General features: G+C 46.2%; 14 protein-coding genes and 1 other RNA gene. 4 read left to right on the top strand and 11 right to left on the bottom strand.

Translation table 11 applies throughout. From position 1 onward, the window contains the following. Positions 1 to 315 precede the first annotated feature (315 nt). Positions 316 to 1,476, bottom strand: coding sequence for an iron-containing alcohol dehydrogenase (locus LG368_RS00805; RefSeq protein ID WP_226752833.1), 1,161 nt, complete (start codon positions 1,474 to 1,476; stop codon positions 316 to 318). A 182-nt stretch (positions 1,477 to 1,658) separates the two neighbouring features. Between LG368_RS00805 and LG368_RS00800 the strand changes: the two genes are divergently transcribed. Then, positions 1,659 to 2,534 (top strand): AraC family transcriptional regulator, encoded by an 876-nt coding sequence (locus LG368_RS00800; protein WP_226752832.1) that lies wholly within the window; start codon positions 1,659 to 1,661, stop codon positions 2,532 to 2,534. Between the two features lie 93 nt (positions 2,535 to 2,627). Here the strand turns inward: LG368_RS00800 and LG368_RS00795 are convergent, their stop codons facing one another. From LG368_RS00795 to hisI, 4 genes are all read right to left on the bottom strand, one after another. After that, positions 2,628 to 3,674 carry an NAD(P)/FAD-dependent oxidoreductase gene (locus LG368_RS00795; protein WP_226752831.1) on the bottom strand — a complete coding sequence of 349 codons (1,047 nt, stop codon included), beginning with the start codon at positions 3,672 to 3,674 and terminating at the stop codon, positions 2,628 to 2,630. A 159-nt stretch (positions 3,675 to 3,833) separates the two neighbouring features. Then, entirely contained in the window at positions 3,834 to 5,111 is a 1,278-nt protein-coding gene (locus LG368_RS00790) for a hypothetical protein (protein ID WP_226752830.1), read from the bottom strand. A 30-nt stretch (positions 5,112 to 5,141) separates the two neighbouring features. Beyond that, the gene (locus LG368_RS00785; RefSeq protein WP_226752829.1) at positions 5,142 to 5,909 is read right to left on the bottom strand and encodes a class II glutamine amidotransferase; all 768 of its coding nucleotides are present in this window, start codon (positions 5,907 to 5,909) and stop codon (positions 5,142 to 5,144) included. A gap of 74 nt (positions 5,910 to 5,983) precedes the next feature. Beyond that, positions 5,984 to 6,391 (bottom strand): phosphoribosyl-AMP cyclohydrolase, encoded by a 408-nt coding sequence (gene hisI / locus LG368_RS00780; RefSeq protein WP_226752828.1) that lies wholly within the window; start codon positions 6,389 to 6,391, stop codon positions 5,984 to 5,986. A gap of 208 nt (positions 6,392 to 6,599) precedes the next feature. Between hisI and ffs the strand changes: the two genes are divergently transcribed. Further along, positions 6,600 to 6,696: signal recognition particle sRNA small type (gene ffs / locus LG368_RS00775), an RNA gene on the top strand. Between the two features lie 211 nt (positions 6,697 to 6,907). Beyond that, complete coding sequence (betI, locus tag LG368_RS00770) at positions 6,908 to 7,489, top strand: transcriptional regulator BetI (protein ID WP_226752827.1); 582 nt, start codon at positions 6,908 to 6,910, stop codon at positions 7,487 to 7,489. 81 nt (positions 7,490 to 7,570) lie between these two features. Here the strand turns inward: betI and choV are convergent, their stop codons facing one another. From choV to LG368_RS00740, 6 genes are all read right to left on the bottom strand, one after another. Then, positions 7,571 to 8,773, bottom strand: coding sequence for a choline ABC transporter ATP-binding protein (choV, locus tag LG368_RS00765; protein WP_226752826.1), 1,203 nt, complete (start codon positions 8,771 to 8,773; stop codon positions 7,571 to 7,573). Positions 8,774 to 8,775: 2 nt separating this feature from the next. Then, the gene (gene choW, locus LG368_RS00760) at positions 8,776 to 9,621 is read right to left on the bottom strand and encodes a choline ABC transporter permease subunit (protein WP_226752825.1); all 846 of its coding nucleotides are present in this window, start codon (positions 9,619 to 9,621) and stop codon (positions 8,776 to 8,778) included. A gap of 87 nt (positions 9,622 to 9,708) precedes the next feature. Then, positions 9,709 to 10,626: a choline ABC transporter substrate-binding protein gene (locus LG368_RS00755; protein WP_226753018.1), complete on the bottom strand. Its 918-nt coding sequence runs from the start codon at positions 10,624 to 10,626 to the stop codon at positions 9,709 to 9,711. Between the two features lie 102 nt (positions 10,627 to 10,728). Beyond that, entirely contained in the window at positions 10,729 to 12,456 is a 1,728-nt protein-coding gene (gene betA / locus LG368_RS00750; RefSeq protein WP_226752824.1) for a choline dehydrogenase, read from the bottom strand. 24 nt (positions 12,457 to 12,480) lie between these two features. Beyond that, positions 12,481 to 13,938: a betaine-aldehyde dehydrogenase gene (gene betB / locus LG368_RS00745; RefSeq protein WP_226752823.1), complete on the bottom strand. Its 1,458-nt coding sequence runs from the start codon at positions 13,936 to 13,938 to the stop codon at positions 12,481 to 12,483. Between the two features lie 418 nt (positions 13,939 to 14,356). Next, positions 14,357 to 14,719, bottom strand: coding sequence for a methionine-R-sulfoxide reductase (locus LG368_RS00740; protein ID WP_226752822.1), 363 nt, complete (start codon positions 14,717 to 14,719; stop codon positions 14,357 to 14,359). A gap of 265 nt (positions 14,720 to 14,984) precedes the next feature. Here LG368_RS00740 and LG368_RS00735 point away from each other — a divergent pair, with 265 nt between their 5' ends. Then, a complete protein-coding gene (locus LG368_RS00735; protein WP_226752821.1) occupies positions 14,985 to 15,236 on the top strand; it encodes a hypothetical protein in 252 nt (83 codons plus the stop codon). Positions 15,237 to 15,258 lie beyond the last annotated feature (22 nt).

Below are 15,258 nucleotides of genomic sequence, written 5' to 3'. Positions count from 1 at the left end.
CTTAATAAAATAGAAACGTGAAATAAGCTTCTTGTTCAGGGAAAAGGAGTGACAACGGTCATAGAGTAATATCCCTATAGTTTTACAAAAAATCATTATATTTCAGTGATTAAGGCTGTCTATGATTGGGTACAAAAGATTACAAAAAAGAGTGGAAAGTAACAATGAAGCGCTTTACAGGTCGTGTTGAATTTGAATTCGCTGGCAGAGCGGTAGAATAAAAAACAAAAAAAGCACGACAGTCACTTTAGCATGTCGTGCTTTTGTAGAGCAGGAAAAGGCGGCCTTACTTAAGGTGCCTTTGTTAGGCTGCGATCAACGTGTCGCGGTCAAAATTTTACGCACGATATCCAGTGTCAAATCGCCGGTTTCGGACAGCGCTGTCAGCCCCATTTTTTCCATGTTCACAACGACACTGTCAATGCCCGCATCGTCGATGCCATAGTGGGTCAGGTTGGTGACGATGTCCAATGAGTTGAAGAACGCTTCTGTTTTGTCGATAGCAAGATCAATTTTCTCGTCGTCTGTGCCTTCGGTGATGTCCCATACGCGTTCAGAAAATTGCAATAGCTTGGCGCGTTTATGCTCTTTGCGTTCACGCAGTACGTTCGGCAAGATGATTGCGAGTGTTCTGCCGTGGGCAATACCAAATTGTGCGGTCATTTCATGGCCAATCATGTGTGTAGACCAATCTTGGGGAACACCTGCACCAATAATGCCGTTCAGCGCGTTCGTTGCTGACCAGATAAAGTTTTTGCGAGCGTCTATGTCGTCATTGTCTGCGTAAGTGACTGGGCCGTCTTCAATCAATGTTTTTAGTACGCCTTCACCGATACGGTCCTGCACTTTTGCATTGACGGGCTGGGTTAAGTATTGCTCGATAACATGCACAAACGCGTCAGCAACGCCGTTGGCAATCTGCTCTTTTGGCAGTGTTTTGGTAAGGTCTGGGTCAAGTACGGAGAACTTAGGGAAGACCAGCGGTGACATAAAGGGGTATTTTTGTTCCTTAAAGGTGATCACGCCCCCCATGTTCATTTCAGAGCCCGTTGCCGGTAAGGTGGCCACGCAGCCTAGCGTAATAGCATCGTTTGCTGGGACGGGATTGAAGCCATGGAACAAAAGTTCATGGTAATCCTCTGAAGGGTGTTTGGCCGCAAGCGCAATGAATTTTGTGCCATCCATGACTGAACCACCACCGACGGCAAGAAGGAAATCAACGTTTTCCGTTTTTACAATCTCAATGGCGTTTAACAAGGTGGTGTATTGTGGGTTTGGCTCTATACCGCCAAACTCAATAATATCTCGGTGTCCAAGACTGGCGCGAACCGTGTCGATCGTGCCGTATTTTTTTGCACTTTGACCGCCAAAGGTAATCATCACTTTGGCGTCCGCTGGAATTAACTGGTCAAGCTCTGCTAAACGATCTTGGCCAAAGACAATGTGCGTTGGATTGTAGTAATCAAAGTTATTCATGTCATACCTCGTTGGTGGTGTTGATTTCGATGTATGCACTATAGTGAGATTGAATGGTTGATTATAGGCACAAAAGACCTTTTATGATGCCTAATCGTTCAGATGGGGTTTGAAATGTGCAATTAAGGTGTTTATTTTAAACAGTCACGTTATTATGGCGGCTTACGCAGTGGGAGAAAACGATGACTGAGAAATTGACAAGGTATCAGCAATTACTGACAGAGCTGGCGGCAGATGAGGGATTTAATGCTTCTCTTATTTCTGGTGTGGGTTGCTTTCGTGCGTCACAGCCAGAATCAAAAACACACGCTTTTTATGAGCCGCTAATCTGTTTAATGGGGCAGGGCACAAAGCGCTGTTATGTGGGCGACCGTGATTTTACCTATCAATCAGGGGATTTCTTTATTAATTTTTTGCCGATGCCGGTAAGTACCGAGGTGGTGTCGGCCAGTGTTGATCAGCCATTGCTGTCCGCTTCTCTGGAAATCAATTTGATTAAATTGGCAGACATGGTGCTGCGCATTGAGCGTTTAGCTGGCCAAGCCCCTGAAATCAGCTGTGAAAAATCTTCTTCTTTGATGATAGGCAGAGCGGAAAATACGTTGGTTGAGTTATTTATCAAGCTGTTAGAAATCAGTCATGACCCTTTGGATGCAAAGATCTTAGGTGAGCAAGTGGTCGACGAGATTTATTACCGTCTATTAACCAGTGAGCACGGTCATGCCTTGCGTTTGCTGCTAAATCAGTATGGTGAGATTCAGCCGATTTCTCGGGCGGTGAATTATATACACTCTCACACCCATCAAACGATTCACGTGCAAGAGTTGGCTGAGTTGGCCAATATGAGCAAAACACGCTTCTTTACGGCTTTTAAGCAGATTATGCATGTCCCACCCATGCAATACATTAAATCCAGCAAGCTGCAAAAAGCGCAAACACTGTTAAGGCAAGGTATGAGCGCTACCGAGGCCAGTTTCCAAGTGGGTTACAACAGTTTTTCTCAATTTAGCCGAGAATATAAGCGCTTCTTTGGCTTCTCACCATCAAAGACTCATTAGGTTAGAGGGTTTGATTTTCAAGCATTCGCTGTAAAAAAGCACCGGACGTTTGTGTGCACTGACGTCCGGCGCGGTCTTTTGTTCAGGTGTGAATTAATGCGCTCGTAGGTTTTTGTACGATTTCAAAATAAACATGTCTTTTTGCTTCATGTTCACCATCAAATTCATTGTCGTTACCATAAAGGGCAGTTGCACTAAGCCCTGTTGTTGGCCGACGGGAACAAGCGCCATCATTGGGTTGGGTTTGTATGCTTTTGGGCTTTTGCTGTCGCTGAGTGCAATCAGTGTTTTGGCAAGAGCATTCGCTTGCTGATCAGCAAGGTAGCCCAATTTGCCTTCTGGCACATTGGCGCAATCACCTAGGGCAAAAAGATGTTGGGTGCCTTCCACGCGAAAATGACCGTCGACTTTTAGGCGGCTCTGGTCGTCCAGTGTATGACCGAAATGCTGACTCATGATGTCTGTGTTCGGTGTGACGCCTGCGCAGGTGTATACTAGGTTGGCTTGATCTAAGAGTGGGTCTTGATCCGTCAGGCGTTTGTTATAAATAAGGTGAACGCCGAGTTTGCGCAGCTGCTTGTCGGCGACTTTAGCGGCTTTCTCGCTTAGCTCTGGGACAAGGCGTGCTCCGCCGTGCACCAAGGTCACTTTTTTATCAGGGTGGTGGTCGGCTATTTCTCCGGCCAACTCAACACCGACAATGCCGCCGCCAATAATAAGAACGTTATTAGCTTGTACCAGCGTTTGGTTGGCATCGATTAATTCGATTTCTCGCTCAGAAAGTTGCATCGCCTGTTGAGATTTTGCAAGGGGTAAGGAAGCGTATGAAGAGCCGCTGGCAATGACGGCCACATCAAATTCCAATCTGCTGCCGTCTGTCAGTTCTGCGTGGTTTGGTGCAAGAGTCGCGACTTCACCTTGATGAAAGTGACCCTGAATAAACTTGGCATAAGGCAGTCTTGAGCGTAATCCAAGTTCAGGTTGTGCGAGGGTTCTTAGTGCGGCGTAAGTCACTTCAAAATAGTCTTTTTTATCAACCAGTGTGACATGGTTAAACCCTGCTTTTGCAAGATCTTGAGCAACACGAGCACCGGCAAAACCGCCGCCGATGATTAATACTTTGCTGTCTTTCTTCATCATTAATCCCTGAGGTGTCTCTTGTATTATTGAAATGGCTTTTATCGCGTATTTAGTGGTGAATGGAGCGATAAAGTTCAATATTAAGGAAAGTTAATATAACAGGTTTTATGTTGCAAAAGGGCAAGTATTTAGCGTGTACTTCTTTTTAAGTAAATTTAATCATAAAAATACACTATTTATGATTGAGCACAGTAGCCACATTAATACGGCGTGAAAGGCGCTGTTTTTGACAATGGTTTTAGCGGGTATCTGATAACGACTTGTCATAAAGACCCCAACCCCTGTTAAGCCACTGCTCCCCGCGGAAATAGCCCAAGCACTGAGAAATAAAAATCCTAGAGACGTCGGATTTGGCGATAAGGGCAGCAACATCGGACTAACGATGGCAATAGTGACAATAGGGTGTACGCCAATTAGGCTCATTAAAATCATGCCCGCTAAAATCAATGCAAACATGACGGGACTAAAGGTGAAGTTATCCAGGTTAAAGAGTTCAGGGTAGCTCATGATGACGGCGCTAATGCCGCTTGAAAACAGTCCGGCGGCAAGGAACAACGAAAATTGGCTGCCAATTCGAGGCAGTTTGTCATGAACGAAGCGTTGCAAGCGGTCTTTTCGAGAAGGGGCCTTCATCAGAAGCAAGGTTGCGCCAGGCGCCAATAGGCAAATTAATACTAGGATACTGATGTCTGGCCAAATGAAGTGTCCAACAATGACGGACACCGCCAAAAATAAAGGCGTAAGCAAGCTTTCTCGACGAATCGGGTAGCCCTCAAAGTCGCCTTTGGTTTTTTGATAGGCTTCGGCACTGGAAAGTATCGCGGTAATGAGTCCCATGACTAAGCCCGGTATCAGGGTTTTCTGCCATTCCATGCCGGGCGCATAGATCAAGGCAACGCCTGTTGCGACGAAAAAAGGTGACCACCAAGCGGCGGCAGAAAAATTTCGTGTTAAAACAAATTGTTGTGTAGAGGTGAGCTTTTTTGCTCCTTTCATGCGATCAGCAAAAACCATGATGGCCGATAGGTTAATAACAGCGCCCAGCACTTGCACACCGACGGCGGTGTTTAAAATAGCGTGCAAGCCTTTTGGTAAGCTGCGATCTTGATCCGTTGCGTTGGTTAAATCCAAAAAAGACACAGCAACAAACATCGCAAGCATGGGGATGTTGACGGCAAAGATTTTTTCCCATGTCATCCAGTTTCCCTTAAAGGCGGCAAATGAAAGTGCCGCAAGGCCAATGCCCATTAACCAACCCACTTGGCGTTTTGCGCTTGGGGCGAGGGTTCGCCACATGGCCATGTTGGCAATCCATGCCGCCAGTGTTGGCCATAGCACAGAAAGGTAGTCAAAGGCTGAGCCCAAATACAGCACCAACGTGGCCAGTACGAACCACCCGGTGAGGGTGTTTATCCCGTGTTTTAATAAAAAGAGCAATCGAACTGTCCTTAGTGCTGCGTATGGCGGTTAATCGAATAACGCGTGTGTGTGATAGTGATTGTTTTCTAGGTAGGCGATATGCCCTGCGGGCACCAGTGTCCAGCTGTCAGTTCGGTGATCCAGTGGCTCTGAACCAATCACGATGTGGTCATCAAATTGCTTTGCATAAAGGCTCGGGGCTTTGTCGTCGCTAGAAAAGCGAACCGCAATGATGCGTTTTCCATCGGAAAAAACAGAAGTAAAACGAAACGGTTCGTCGATATTTTTGTCTTTCATTAGGTCGAGAATTTGCAAAAGAGTGACGCGAATGGCTTGCTCGGCATGTGTTTCTAAACCGTTTGCGATCATCAATAGAAAGATGAGTTCGGAGTCGGTGGCACCTTTGCGTTCTTGATAGAGGTGCTCTGGTATCAGTCTATCCAGTTGCCAGCGCAGTGCTTCATAGCCCCCAATCTGGCCATTATGCATAAATAACCAATTTTTATAGCCAAAAGGATGGCAGTTTGCTCGGCTGGTTTCCGTGCCGGTTGAGGCTCGAACATGAGCAAAGAACAACCCGCTCTTGATGTGCTTCGCGAGACTTTTTAAATTGCTGTCGCTCCAAGCGGGGAGGATTTCATGGTAAAGACCAGGTTCTTCCCGCTCGTCATACCAACCAAGCCCAAAGCCATCGGCGTTGACGGTAACAGAAGATTTTCTGGCGCTTAGGCTTTGATGTATTAACGAGTGCTCCTGTTTAAAAAGCAACGATTCAAGGTAAACGGGCAGGCCTTGATACGCCATCCAACGACACATGATTTTCTCCTCGCAAGTCAGCGATGTTTAATGAAATGAGCATACTCCCTTTTTACAGTGTTTGCCTATCCGCTCTAATGCGTAGGGGCAGTGCGGATGACCACTTGATCGCCATCTACCGTAAAAAAGAAGCAATCGCGTCGATTGGTGTGACAGGCAGGGCCTTGTTGATCGACTTTCAGTAAAATGGCATCACCATCGCAGTCAAAAGACAAAGACACCAAGGTCTGCCTGTGCCCTGAGCTTTCTCCCTTACGCCAGTAGGTTTGACGGGAACGAGACCAGTAGCACACTTGACCTGTTTCTAGGGTTTCTCGAATGGACTTTTCATTCATGTAAGCCAGCATCAGCACTTCGCCGGTATCGTGTTGCTGTGCGATGGCCGCAACCAAGCCATGCTCATCGGTTTTTAAATTGGCCAATACGGTATCAAGAGACAATGTTTCGCCTTTGGCAAGGTTTTCGTACGCTTTTAAACTCATGCTGTTTCCCTATGTGTAAGTAAGAGAATATCTTAACTTAAATGCCTAAGCCGACCTAGCATCAAAGAAAAGGTAACGAGACAAATGCCAAGAGATTATCCAACAATTTTTTAAGTAATTGAAAATACGTAAGAAAGGCGGTTGATATTTCGGATTGGCTGCGTATAATTGCGCACCAAGGTCAACGAGACCTCCTTTATGGTGTCTCTGCTGGTCCCCTCGCAACAATAAACCGTTAATCTGGTCAGGTCCGGAAGGAAGCAGCCACAGCGGTGGCCTTGTGTGCCGAGGTGCGGCTGGTAGAGATGCCACCTATTATCTCCCCATTTTATATATTCAATTCTTCCTACCTCTAATAAATACCATTTCATTTACTGTAAAACAGTTTAAATTTTTGCTGATAAGCCAAGTTCTACATTTACGCTCCTGCTAGGAACGTGGCGTGAGGGGTTGACAGTTTAGTGCCATAGGTGCACTTTGATTTAACAATTCATTTATGTTTATGGATCACATTAAATGCCTAAGATCGGAATGCCTGAAATCAGAAAGCCGCAATTAATTGACGCTACAATGGAAGCGATAAATGCGGTGGGCTTGCAAAAAGCGAGTGTGGTGATGATAAGCAGCTATGCTGGCGTATCACCGGCCATTATTAACCATTATTTCGGAGGGAAGAGCGGTCTTCTCGAAGCGACAATGCGATCGGTTTTGCAGCAACTTTCTGAAGGCGTGAAAAGCCGTTTAAGAGCGGCTGGACCAGACAATCCCGTTTTGCGTATTGAAGCGATAGTGGGCGGTAATTTTTCTCAGAATCAGGTTGAAAATAAGGTGGTTAAGACTTGGTTAGCCTTCTGGTCTCAATCAATGCACGATGAAGCGCTCTTTCGATTGCAGCGAGTGAATGAAAAGCGTTTGTTATCACACCTCTTGTTAGAGTTGAAAAAATTGCTACCGGCTGAAAAAGCCTTATTTGTCGCACAAGGTATTGCTGCGCTGATTGATGGTATTTGGCTAAGAGGTGCGCTGTCACCAGAAGGGATTAATACAGAGTTAGCGCAACAAATGGTGACAAACTATTTAGAATTGCAGTTAGCCTAGTCTGATTATAAAGGTGTGCGATATTAATTTTGCGCTGTTGTTGGCGTTGCAGTTATTGCCATTAATGTCGCACACAGTTATCTAAGCGTTCTCTGTTTGCTCCGTTGTAAAATGCTTTCCGAGTAGGGCGTAATAAAAGTTTTTATCGCCTAGAACCCCCACTAGCGTCCCATTTTCAACCAAAAGAACAGGATGGCCTGTACGGTAACGTATTTCGATGGCATGACGCATAGAGATATCAGGATTTGCCATGGCGAACGAATCCGTTGGCAGTTGATTAATGTCTTCGCCGTCTTGCCATTGGCAGAGGCGAATTGATGTCCCTTGCTGCGTAGCAGACTGTACTTGGCCAGCAGAGTCTGTCGTTAAGAACGTCTGATTATTCGAATCCAACACGAGTGTGCCATTCTCTTGCGTAAGTTGGTTCGTTTCTGTCATTAACGAACGGCCTTTTAGCACATTAAGTGGGTTGGTATGGGCAACAAATTGCGCAACGTATTCGTTGGTAGGATTGAGCACGATCTCTTCAGGGCTGCCATGTTGAATGATCTTGGCTGACTCCATAATCGCGATGTTAGTGCCGATTTTGAGCGCTTCATCAAGGTCATGACTGACAAATAAGATCGTTTTATTAAGGCGTTGCTGTAGTTCGATCAACTCATCTTGCAATTGGCTGCGAATCAAAGGGTCTAGCGCTGAAAAGGGTTCATCCATTAGCAATATGTCCGTATCCATGGCGAACGCTCTGGCCAAACCAACGCGCTGTTGCATCCCGCCAGACAGCTCATGGGCGAATTTGTCGGCCCATTCATTCAACCCCACCATTTCAAGCTTTTCCATTGCCTTTTCGAGGCGTTCTTTTCTACCCATGCCTTGCATCTCTAGACCAAAAGCCACGTTATCAAGAACCGTTAACCAAGGCATGAGGGCGAAATTCTGAAACACCATAGAAATACGACGCGTGCGCATACTGCGTAATGTGGCATCATCACAAGAGCCGATATCGACCATGGCATCCCCGTCACGAACTAAGAGTTCTCCTCGGGTCACGGGGTTCAATCCATTCACCGCCCTAAGAAGGCTGGATTTGCCTGAGCCAGACAACCCCATTAGGACGCAAATCTCACCTTCGGCGACATTCAGATTGGCATTGTGCACACCGACAACGTTGCCTCCTAAATCAATGATTTCTTGACGGTTTTTACCTTGGTCCAACAACGAAAGGCTGTTATCCGGTTGATCTCCGAATACAACATCAAGGTTACGAATACTAATAGCGGACATGATTAACCTTCCTCTTTGGCGCCGGGTTTTTTAAAGATACGATCAAGAATGATGGCAACCAGCACAATAGCGAGTCCGGCTTCAAAACCTTGAGAAATATTGACCGTGTTGAGTGCGCGGATAACGGGTTTGCCGAGGCCATCTGCGCCCACGAGTGCGGCTATGACTACCATGGACAAGGACAGCATGATGCACTGGGTGATTCCGGCCATAATGCTGGGCATGGCGGCGGGTAGTTCGACCTTAAAAAGCAGTTTTGACGGTGTCGCGCCAAAGGCTTTACCGGCTTCAATGAGGTTGTCAGGCACTTTGCTGATACCAAGATAGGTCAAGCGAATGGGCGCAGCGATGGCGAAGATAATGGTGGAAATAAGGCCGGGCACAACCCCTAAACCAAACAACACTAAGGTCGGTATAAGGTAGACGAAGGTGGGAATGGTTTGCATCATATCGAGCACAGGGCGCATGAAGGTGTATAGCTTTGGTTTATGGGCCGCCAAAATACCAATCGGAACCCCCATTACTACCGACAGTGTGGTGGCGGTTAATACCAAGACAAAGGTTTCAATCATCTCTTGCCAGTAACCCAAATTCAGGATGAGTAATAAAGCGACAACCACAAAGATGACCAAAGAGAGACTGCGATGCAGGGCCCAAGCAATGGCGGCCGTCATAATCATAGGAACGTAAGGAGGAAGCCACTGGAACAGTTCAACAACCGTGAGAATAACCCACTCTAAGGAAAGAGAAATAGCATCGAAAAAACCTGCAGCATTAAATGTTAACCAATCAATAAACGCTTCTGTCCAATCACCGAGGGGTATTTTATGTTCTGTAATCCAATTCATAGAATGGCCTTTTTTTACACGTAGATATCCAATAAACAGTGCAAATGCACTGAATATTGGAGTATTGAATGAGATCTCTAGATTGAATTAAAGGTCAAGATAGTTGCGAACTGCTGGCAATGCTGCGTCGCCGTTTTTCGTTGTAACGCCTTCAAGCCAGTCGTTTAATGCCTCTGGATTTGCTTGTAACCAAGTGCGAGCGGCAACTTTTGGTTTCATGCCGTCATTAAGAATAGAACCCATAATCTCGTTCTCCATTTCTAAAGAAAAAGACAAGTTTTTCAACAAAGTTCCAACGTTCGGGCATTCTTGCGTGTAGTTTTTTCGTACGTTTGTATGAACACTGGCGCCACCATAATTAGGGCCAAAAAAGTCATCACCACCCGATAGGTAAGTCATGTCTATATTGGCATTCATTGGATGAGGAGCCCAACCTAAGAAGACAACCCACTGCTCACGTTTAGCCGAACGTGAAACCTGAGAAATCATACCCGCCTCACTGGATTCAACCAATTTGAAGCCTTTAAGACCAAAAGCGTTGTCGTCAATCATGCTTTGAATAAGACGGTTGCCGTCGTTACCAGGCTCGATGCCATAGATACGATTTTTCAGTTCGCCTTTAAATTTAGCGATGTCAGCGAAGCTTTTTAAGCCAGCATCATAAGCATATTGAGGCACGGCGAGGGTATATTTTGCACCTTCAAGGTTCGCGCGAACCGTTTCAACCGTGCCATTTTCTCGGTATTTGGCGATGTCGGCTTCCATTGTTGGCATCCAGTTACCTAGGAATACGTCGATGTCTCCATTTGAAAGAGAGGTATACGTAACCGGCACTGAAAGAAGCTGTGTGGAAGATTGATACCCCATGCCATTAACCAATTCCGTCGCAACGGCGGTTGTTGCGGTAATGTCAGTCCAGCCTACGTCAGAGAAGCGCACGGTGCTGCATTGTTCCGCGAACGCGGCAGGCGCGGCCAAGCTGGTCGCGACGGTGAGGCCAACCATACAGGTTAAGCGTGCTAGTTTAGGGCGAATGAGTGTGTTTTTTTCCTGTCGTGATGTCATGTCACTGTCCTTTTATTAAAATAGTGTTTTATCGTGTGGTGCTTACGATTCTGATTGCGTTTGTTCAAGTGGTTTGCCTAAAGCACGTTTGGGCTTGCCTAGGCGTTGTCGACTTTGCCATTGGTCATCAATCCAGATGTCAACATCGGTCTTTTCTAAAGCGGGCTTGCCTAAAATCATGTCTGCGGCTTTTTCGGCCACCATAATCGTTGGCGCATTGAGGTTGCCGTTTGGAATGGTTGGGAAAACAGAAGAGTCGACGATACGAAGGTGTTTGATCCCTCTTACACGGCATTGGTTATCGACAACCGCCATGGCGTCGTCATCGCTGCCCATCTTACAAGTGCAAGAAGGGTGATACGCGCTTTCAACATTCTCACGAACCCACTGGTCGATTGCTTCATCGGACGTTATCTGTGTGCCTGGTTGAATTTCTTCACCTCGAAACGCATCCATAGCCGGTTGGTTGAGCAATTCGCGCGTAAGACGGATGGTGTCGCGCCAATCTTGCTTATCTTGCGGTGTACCAATGTAGTTGAATAAAATTTTGGGAAAGGTTTTAGGGTCCGAAGAGGTAATCCAGACGCGCCCACGGCTTTGTGGTTTATTCGGTCCTACGTGAACCTGAAAACCATGCCCATCAATGGCTTTTCCGCCGTCATAGCGCATCGCCGCGGGTAAAAAATGGTATTGAATATTCGGCCATTTTATATTGGCTCTTGAGCGAATAAAGCCGCAAGATTCAAAGTGGTTGGTGGCGCCCAGTCCGCTCTTAAACATCATCCAGCGTGAGCCAATAAGGCCTTTACTGACCAGGTTAAGCTTACTGTTTAGGGTGATGGGTTGTTTACAATGGTATTGAAAATAGACTTCTAAGTGATCTTGTAGATTTTCTCCGACCCCTGGCAAATGCTGGACAACCGGCACACCTGCGGATTGCAGAACGTCTTCAGGGCCGATGCCTGACAGTTGTAAAAGTTGTGGCGAGCCAATGGAACCCGCGGCTGAAATGACTTCTTTGTTAGCCAACACTTCATTGACTTGGCCGTTTTGCTCGTATTGCACACCAACAGCTTGCTTGCCGTCTAACAGCACTTTTCGCGTCAATACGCCGCTTAACAGTGTCAGGTTCGGGCGTTTCAATGCATCGCGTAAGTAGGCATTAGAGGTGGAGGCACGCACACCATTTTTTACGGTCATGTGCATGGCGCCAAACCCTTCCTGACGGAAGCCGTTATAGTCTTCGGTTGTCGGGTAGCCTGCGTCTTTACCTGCATTAATGAAGGCCTGATAAAGCGGATTGAGTGCCATGTCATTGCCATTGCAAGTGGCCAGAGGGCCATTGCTCCCTCTGTATTCGTCGCCCCCTTTGTCCCAACTTTCTGCCTTCTTAAAATAGGGCAGACAGTCCTGATAGCTCCAGCCGTGTGCGCCGTGTTCTTGCCATTCATCAAAATCACAGGCATGCCCACGCACATACACCATGCCATTAATCGAAGACCCGCCGCCCAATACCTTGCCTCTAGGGCAGTGCATGGCGCGATAATCTAAAAAGGGTTCCTTTTCGCTATGAAATTGCCAAGCGTATTTTGGCGTATTCATGGGATAAGAAAGGGCAGTTGGCATCTGAATAAACAGACTTTTGTCGCTGCCACCCGCTTCTAACAGTAAAACCGTGTGTTTGCCGTCTTCGGTAAGGCGGTTAGCCAAGACGCAGCCCGCTGAACCAGCACCAATGATGATGTAATCGTAAGTATTTTTATCTGACATTTTTAGATCGCCCATCGTCAAAGGTTACTGGTAAGGACACTCAACGTTGCCCAGTTCTACATAAACGCTTTTGACTTGAGTGTAATGATTCAGCGTTTCCATGCCGTTTTCACGACCGATGCCCGATTGCTTGTAACCGCCGACGGGCATTTCTGCAGGAGAGGCGCCCCAAGTATTGATCCAGCAAATGCCCGCTTGGAGACGTGCAATAACACGATGAGCGCGCGAGAAGTCGGTTGAAAATAACCCGGCAGCCAAACCATACTCGGTATCATTGGCTCGCTGAATGACTTCTTCTTCGTCGCTGAAGCGTAGAATGGACATAACTGGCCCAAAGATCTCTTCTTTCACATTCGGCATATCGTCGGTGCAGTCGACAAAAACCGTTGGCTGTACGAAGAAGCCCTTGTCGAAAGGATGGTCTGTAACCCGCTCTCCACCGCATGCCAAGCGAGCGCCGGCGGCTTTTGCGTCATCTATGGCAGACAATACTTTTCCTAGGTGTTCTGCTGAAATGAGTGCGCCTACTTGGGTGTCTAAATCCGTTGGGTCACCAATGATCATTTTTTTAGTACGTTCAACGATCTTTTGCACAAACTCATCGTAGATGGCGTCATGAACAAAGACTCGAGTGCCGTTTGTACATACTTCGCCTTGAGTATAAAAATTGGCCAACATGGCTCCGGAGACGGCGTTATCAATGTCAGCATCTTCGAAGACGATTAAAGGAGATTTGCCCCCCAGCTCCATTGTCACTTCTTTTAATGAACCGGCGGCATCGGCCATGACTTTTTTTCCGGTACCGCATTCACCGGTAAAAGAGACTTTGGCGATTTCTGGATGACGGGATAGGGCTTGACCCACGCGATAGTCACCTTGTACTACGTTAAAAACACCATCAGGTAAGCCCGCTTCGGTGAATATTTCAGCGAGTTTCAGAACACTCAGAGGGGTTTCCTCTGAAGGTTTAAAGATCATGCAATTGCCGGCTGCAAGGGCAGGGCCTGATTTCCACATGGCAATTTGAATCGGATAGTTCCAAGCACCAATGCCTGCGCAGATGCCAAGGGGTTCACGGCGACTGTAAAAAAAGTTATTGCCGCCTAGATCTTGCTGTTGTCCGTGCAATGTTGGAGCCAGACCGGCGTAATATTCAATGACATCTGCGCCCGTGACGATATCAACGCAGTTGGCTTCTTGTAAGGGTTTGCCCGTGTCCAGCACTTCTAAAAGCGCCAGTTCATCATTCCGCTCTCGAAGGAGGGCAACCGCTCGCATTAATATTCTGCCTCTTTCAACACCGCTCATGGATGACCACACCTTAAAGCCCGCTTTGGCCGATTCGACCGCAGAGTCAACATCAGCGAGAGAGGCTTGTTGTACTTCCGCTAGGACGTCTCCGGTTGCTGGATTGATGCTGTTAAAGGTTTCACCAGAGGTGGCTTCTTGGTAACGACCATTGATATAGAGTGCTGTTTGCATGACTGTGTATTCCGCTAATAAATTCGCTTGGATTAAAGAACAATAAGACCGTAATGTGAGTGCTTTTTTGTTAATTAATCATTTAATTAAAAATAATACTGTCAATTTCTTGCACAAATGTCAAAGTTGCTTCTTAAAGTTTTAAGTGTACAAATGGATTTCAAGGCAAAATTAAGAGGCTTGGCGCTCTAAAATGGCAGAGTGGCTTTTTTATTTAAATTATTGATTTTAAATAAATTATTTATATTTTTTCTTCTGGTTTACGTGCTTTTATGAGAGGGGGAATTGCCTTGGTGTGGCGTTTTTTCATTTGAGCTATTAATTTATCGACTGAGTCGGTCATTAAAGAGTAGAAAAAGACAAAAATAAGTAAAAAAACAAGAGCGCCCAGTCAAGAGCGCTTTGCGTATCACGCATGTTAGCTGACAAATTTCATAGAAATAGAATTGACACAATGTCGTATGTTTTTGTCTGTCAGTCTTTCGCCTTCAAAGACGTGACCCAAGTGCCCATGACATTGTGAACAGACAATTTCGGTTCGTCGACCATCGGCGTCTGGTACTCGGGTAACCGCACCAGGAATCTCGTCGTCAAAACTTGGCCAGCCACAATGAGAAAGAAACTTGTGCTCGGAGGTGTAAAGAGGGGCATCGCATTGGCGACAAACGTACAAGCCTTGCACCATGGTGTCTGTGTATTCGCCAGCAAAAGGAGGCTCTGTGCCTTTATCAAGAATGACACTGGCTTCTTTTGGGGTAAGTTTGTTGTATTCTTTCTTCATATCACTTTACTCTTGTTTGTTGTGATGCGTTGATCGGACCTTAAAAAGGATGGCTTGATTATGTCATGCTTTGACGGCAAATTTTGCGATCAAAAAGGCTTTAATTTACGGCACATCAAGGCGTGTTTATTTTGTATACTTGGCGCGATGCGGTTTTGGATTGATTCAGCCGTTTACTCTTAGCGCCAACTACCTCTAAGGTGGACGGGGTTTATTTTTTATTGTGTTGAGTGCGTATGTCACTCGTTATGAGTAGGAGTGTTGAATGTCTTTAAAAAATTCGGTGTCTGCGTTGGCCTTGAGTGTTGCTTGTCTTGTTGGGTCCACCAGTGTCTTTGCGTTGGAGGATTTTTGTTCGCCACGATTAGACACTTATTTGAAAGGGTTGCAAAAAACCGTGGATTCAAAGTACATGCCAGATAGCCAGAAAGAAACAGCGCAAAAAGTTATGGACAAAATTAAGGCCAGTCGCAACGAGACTCAAGACTGTGTATTAATGGAAAAGCTTAAATCCTAATTGACTTATTCATCATCAATAA

Origin of the sequence: Marinomonas algarum, from assembly GCF_020532605.1 — a bacterium.
Classification (GTDB): domain Bacteria; phylum Pseudomonadota; class Gammaproteobacteria; order Pseudomonadales; family Marinomonadaceae; genus Marinomonas; species Marinomonas algarum.
This window is presented reverse-complemented; position numbering and strand designations above follow the sequence as displayed.

What these genes read in the sequence shown, in the direction of transcription:
- LG368_RS00805 (WP_226752833.1), bottom strand. Translation starts at nt 1,476, where the DNA reads ATGAATAACTTTGATTACTACAATCCAACGCACATTGTCTTTGGCCAA.
- LG368_RS00800 (WP_226752832.1), top strand. Translation starts at nt 1,659, where the DNA reads ATGACTGAGAAATTGACAAGGTATCAGCAATTACTGACAGAGCTGGCG.
- LG368_RS00795 (WP_226752831.1), bottom strand. Translation starts at nt 3,674, where the DNA reads ATGATGAAGAAAGACAGCAAAGTATTAATCATCGGCGGCGGTTTTGCC.
- LG368_RS00785 (WP_226752829.1), bottom strand. Translation starts at nt 5,909, where the DNA reads ATGTGTCGTTGGATGGCGTATCAAGGCCTGCCCGTTTACCTTGAATCG.
- hisI (WP_226752828.1), bottom strand. Translation starts at nt 6,391, where the DNA reads ATGAGTTTAAAAGCGTACGAAAACCTTGCCAAAGGCGAAACATTGTCT.
- betI (WP_226752827.1), top strand. Translation starts at nt 6,908, where the DNA reads ATGCCTAAGATCGGAATGCCTGAAATCAGAAAGCCGCAATTAATTGAC.
- choV (WP_226752826.1), bottom strand. Translation starts at nt 8,773, where the DNA reads ATGTCCGCTATTAGTATTCGTAACCTTGATGTTGTATTCGGAGATCAA.
- choW (WP_226752825.1), bottom strand. Translation starts at nt 9,621, where the DNA reads ATGAATTGGATTACAGAACATAAAATACCCCTCGGTGATTGGACAGAA.
- LG368_RS00755 (WP_226753018.1), bottom strand. Translation starts at nt 10,626, where the DNA reads ATGGTTGGCCTCACCGTCGCGACCAGCTTGGCCGCGCCTGCCGCGTTC.
- betA (WP_226752824.1), bottom strand. Translation starts at nt 12,456, where the DNA reads ATGTCAGATAAAAATACTTACGATTACATCATCATTGGTGCTGGTTCA.
- betB (WP_226752823.1), bottom strand. Translation starts at nt 13,938, where the DNA reads ATGCAAACAGCACTCTATATCAATGGTCGTTACCAAGAAGCCACCTCT.
- LG368_RS00740 (WP_226752822.1), bottom strand. Translation starts at nt 14,719, where the DNA reads ATGAAGAAAGAATACAACAAACTTACCCCAAAAGAAGCCAGTGTCATT.
- LG368_RS00735 (WP_226752821.1), top strand. Translation starts at nt 14,985, where the DNA reads ATGTCTTTAAAAAATTCGGTGTCTGCGTTGGCCTTGAGTGTTGCTTGT.